4 protein-coding genes are annotated in these 4,290 nt (G+C 74.8%); all 4 read left to right on the forward strand.

Translation table 11 applies throughout. From position 1 onward, the window contains the following. Positions 1-181, forward strand: a 181-nt coding sequence (locus tag CWIS_RS19360) for a TrmH family RNA methyltransferase (RefSeq protein ID WP_304413440.1), incomplete at its 5' end; no start/stop codon positions are given. A 2-nt stretch (positions 182-183) separates the two neighbouring features. Further along, positions 184-804, forward strand: a complete 621-nt coding sequence (thpR, locus tag CWIS_RS08745; RefSeq protein WP_048342894.1) for an RNA 2',3'-cyclic phosphodiesterase — start codon at positions 184-186, stop codon at positions 802-804. A gap of 297 nt (positions 805-1,101) precedes the next feature. Then, a complete protein-coding gene (gene pheS / locus CWIS_RS08750; RefSeq protein WP_048342882.1) occupies positions 1,102-2,193 on the forward strand; it encodes a phenylalanine--tRNA ligase subunit alpha in 1,092 nt (363 codons plus the stop codon). Further along, on the forward strand, positions 2,193-4,290 hold a 2,098-nt coding region (pheT, locus tag CWIS_RS08755; RefSeq protein WP_048342883.1), incomplete at its 3' end, for a phenylalanine--tRNA ligase subunit beta. The genes pheS and pheT, both read left to right, overlap by 1 nt.

A 4,290-nucleotide genomic window follows, 5' to 3' on the forward strand; every position in this document is an offset into this window, starting at 1 on the left:
CGCCCCGACCGCCTGGGTGTTCGGCAACGAGGCCTGGGGCCTGCCGGACGCGGACCGCGCGCTGGCCGACGCGGTCGTGCGGGTGCCGTTGCACGGGCGAGCGGAGTCGCTCAACCTCGCGACCGCCGCGACCGTCTGCCTCTACGCGAGCGCTCGGGCGCAGCGCTCGCCGAGGGGGTGACCGTGCGGCTGTTCACGGCGGTCTGGCCGAGCGAGCAGGTCCTCGACCACCTCGACCTGACGCTCGCGAGCGTGCGCGGCGGCCCGGCCGGCCGGTCGGCGGACGTGCGCTGGTCGGCGCGCGAGACGTGGCACCTGACCACCGCGTTCTACGGCGAGGTGGCCGACGGCGTCGTGCCGACGCTCGTGGAGTCGCTCGCCGAGGCGGGTGCGGACCTCCCGCCGTACGACCTCGCGCTGCGCGGCGCGGGCGTGTTCGCGCACCGCACGCTGTGGGTCGGGGCGACTGGAGGGCTCGCCGAGCACCGCGCGGTGACGCGCGAGTGCCGCGACGCGGCGACCGACCTGGGCGTGCACGACGACGGACGTGCGCGCGAGCGGCCCCACCTGACGATCGGGCGGTCGCGCCCCGGCAGCGGGCCACCACGTCGTCGCTCGTCGCGTCCCCGGGACTCCAGTCGCCTGGACGACGACCCCCTGGCGGGCCTCGTGCGCGCCCTCGCGGTCTACGAGGGGCCGACCTGGACGGTCGAGGAGGTGCTGCTCGTCGAGTCGACCCCGGGCGCGGGGCGGGGCGGTGGCCCGCTGTACCGCACCGTCGAGCGGTTCGCGCTCGAGGGCTGAGCGAACCGTCCGCGCGGGTCCGGGACGTCCGACGCGCTGGTCGGGGTCGCGCCGGGCGTGCGATGCTGTGCGCGTGAGCTCTCGACGCGCGGCGGCTGGTCGCCGATTTCCGCGGCCCGTTCCCGGGCCGCGCTGACGCGCACGTGAGCTGAGCCGCGCAGGCTCGTCGTCCTCGGCACGCCGTGGGCGCCCCGCGTGGTGGACCTCCCGGACGAACCCGGAACGGGCGCCCTAGACTTGCCCGCTGGTCGGCGCGCTCGTGCGTGACGGCCGACAGTCCACCCCCGGAAGGTTCGGATGCCCGAGAACCCTGCCACCGACAGCGCCGCTGCCGGTGCCCCGTTGTCCCCGCTCGACGAGGTCGGCGTCGCCGCCGCCGTCGACGCGGCTCTCGTCGCGATCACCGCCGCCGGTGACCTCGACGACCTCAAGTCCGTGCGGCTGGCCCACACGGGCGACCGCAGCCCGCTGGCGCTCGCCAACCGTGCGATCGGCGGCCTCGCGCCCGCCGACAAGGGTGCGGCCGGCAGGCTCGTCGGCCAGGCTCGTGGCCGGGTCAACGCCGCGGTCGCGCAGCGGCAGACCGAGCTCGAGGCGGAGCGCGACGCGCGCGTCCTCGTCGAGGAGACCGTCGACGTGACGCTGCCCGTCGACCGCCACCCGCGCGGCGCACGGCACCCGCTGGAGACCCTGCAGCAGCGCGTCGCCGACGTGTTCGTCGCGATGGGCTGGGAGATCGCCGAGGGCCCCGAGCTCGAGGCCGAGTGGTTCAACTTCGACGCCTTGAACTTCGGCGTCGACCACCCTGCGCGCCAGATGCAGGACACGTTCTACGTCGCCGCCCCCGACGGGTCCGACGAGCCGTCGAACCTCGTGCTGCGCACGCACACGAGCCCCGTGCAGGCTCGCTCGCTCCTGAGCCGCGGGGGGCCCGTCTACGTCGCGTGCCCGGGCAAGGTGTTCCGCACGGACGAGCTCGACGCGACGCACACGCCCGTCTTCCACCAGGTCGAGGGCCTGGCGATCGACAAGGGCCTGACGATGGCGCACCTCAAGGGCACGCTCGACCACTTCGCGAAGGCGATGTTCGGGTCCGAGGCGCGGATGCGGCTGCGTCCGTCGTACTTCCCGTTCACCGAGCCGTCCGCCGAGATGGACCTGTGGTTCCCGCAGAAGAAGGGCGGCCCCGGCTGGATCGAGTGGGGCGGCTGCGGGATGGTCAACCCGAACGTGCTGCGCGCGTGCGGCGTCGACCCTGACGTGTACTCGGGCTTCGCGTTCGGCATGGGCATCGAGCGCACCCTCATGCTGCGGCACGCCATCGGCCTGATGCACGACATGGTCGAGGGCGACGTCCGCTTCTCCACCCAGTTCCAGGCGGTGATCTGATGCCTCGCGTTCCCCTGTCCTGGCTCGGCGAGCACGTCGAGCTCCCGGTGGGCCTCACCGCCGAGCAGCTCGCGGTCGACCTCGTGCGGGTCGGTCTCGAGGAGGAGGCGGTGCACGCCGCGGCCGTGACGGGTCTGCTCGTCGTCGGCCGCGTCGTCGAGCGCACCCCCGAGCCGCAGAAGAACGGCAAGACGATCAACTGGTGCCGCGTGGACGTCGGCCCGGAGCACAACGAGCCCGGCGGCACGCCCCGCGGGATCGTGTGTGGCGCGCACAACTTCGACGTGGGTGACCACGTGGTCGTGGCGCTGCCCGGTGCCGTGCTCCCGGGCCCCTTCGCGATCGCGTCGCGCAAGACCTACGGGCACGTGTCCGACGGCATGATCTGCTCGGCCCGCGAGCTCGGGCTGGGGGAGGATCACGCCGGGATCATCGTGCTGAGCGAGATCGGCGTCGACGCGCCCGTCGGGACCGACGCACGTGAGCTGCTCGGCCTCGGCGAGGAGGTCCTCGAGATCAACGTGACCCCGGACCGGGGCTACTGCTTCTCGATGCGGGGCGTCGCGCGCGAGTACGCGCACTCCACGGGTGCCGTGTTCACCGACCCCGCCCAGCCCGAGCCGACCGACGAGCGCCCGGCGGGCTTCGAGGTCGAGATCGACGACGACTCGCCGATCCACGGCGTGCCCGGCGCCGACCGGTTCGTCGCGCAGGTCGTGCGCGGGGTTCGCGCGAACGACCCGTCGCCCGCGTGGATGCAGCGCCGCCTGCAGCAGGCGGGCATGCGCCCGATCTCGCTCGCGGTCGACGTGACCAACTACGTGATGCTCGACCTGGGCCAGCCGCTGCACGCCTACGACCTGGCGACGTTGCACGCACCGATCGTCGTGCGCCGCGCACGTGCGGGTGAGAAGCTCCGCACGCTCGACGACCAGGTCCGCGCGCTCGACCCGCAGGACCTGCTCATCACCGACAGCCCGGAGGGCCGCGGCTCGCGGCCGATCGGCCTGGCGGCCGTGATGGGCGGCGGCGACACGGAGGTGAGCGACGCCACGACCGACCTGCTGATCGAGGCCGCGCACTTCGACCCGGTGACGGTCGCGCGCAGCGCGCGTCGGCACAAGCTGCCGAGCGAGGCGAGCAAGCGGTTCGAGCGGGGCGTGGACCCGCGGCTGCCGCGCGTCGCGGTCGCGCGGGTGGCCGAGCTGCTCGTCGAGCACGGGGGAGGGACGGTCGACGCGGAGCTGACGGACGTGGACCGCACGACCCCGCCCGCAGCGGTCGAGCTCGACCTGGACCACCCCGCCCGGCTCGTCGGCGTGCCCTACACGCACGACGAGGTCCGCGGCGTGCTGACCGAGATCGGCGCGAGCGTGCAGGACGTCCGCCCGGGAGTCGTCGCGGTGACGCCGCCGACCTGGCGGCCCGACCTGACCGTCCCGGTCGAGCTGGTCGAGGAGGTCGCGCGCCTGCGCGGCTACGACGCGATCCCGTCGGTCGTCCCCCCGGCTCCCGCCGGGCTCGGGCTCACGTGGTCGCAGCGCGCGCGCCGCGGCATCGCGGACTCGCTGGCCGAGTCGGGGCTGGTGGAGGTGCTCAGCTACCCGTTCGTCGGGCAGGAGCAGCTCGACGCCCTGGGTCTGGCGGACGACGACGAGCGACGTCGGGCGGTCCGCCTGGTCAACCCGCTCTCCGAGGCCCAGCCCTTCATGCGCACCAACCTGCTCGTGACGGTCCTCGACACCGCGCGGCGCAACGTCGCGCGCGGGAGCACGGACGTGGCCGTGTACGAGGTCGGCCTCGTGACGCTGCCTCGCACGGGGTCGGGTCCGGCGCCCGCGCTGCCGGGCGGTGTGCGCCCGTCTGACGACGAGCTCGCGGCCATCGACGCGGCGGTGCCCGCGCAGCCGCGCCACGCCGCGGGTGTGCTCGCGGGCCGGCTCGAGCCGGCGGGTGTGTGGGGACCCGGGCGTCGCGCCGACCACACCGACGCGATCGCCGCCGTGCAGCGCGCCGCCCAGGTGGCGGGCGTGCCCGTCCGGCTCGTCGCTGACGCTGGTCGCGCGCCGTGGCACCCCGGGCGGTGCGCGCGGGGCG

It is taken from the genome of Cellulomonas sp. A375-1 (genome assembly GCF_001040865.1).
Classification (GTDB): domain Bacteria; phylum Actinomycetota; class Actinomycetes; order Actinomycetales; family Cellulomonadaceae; genus Cellulomonas; species Cellulomonas gelida.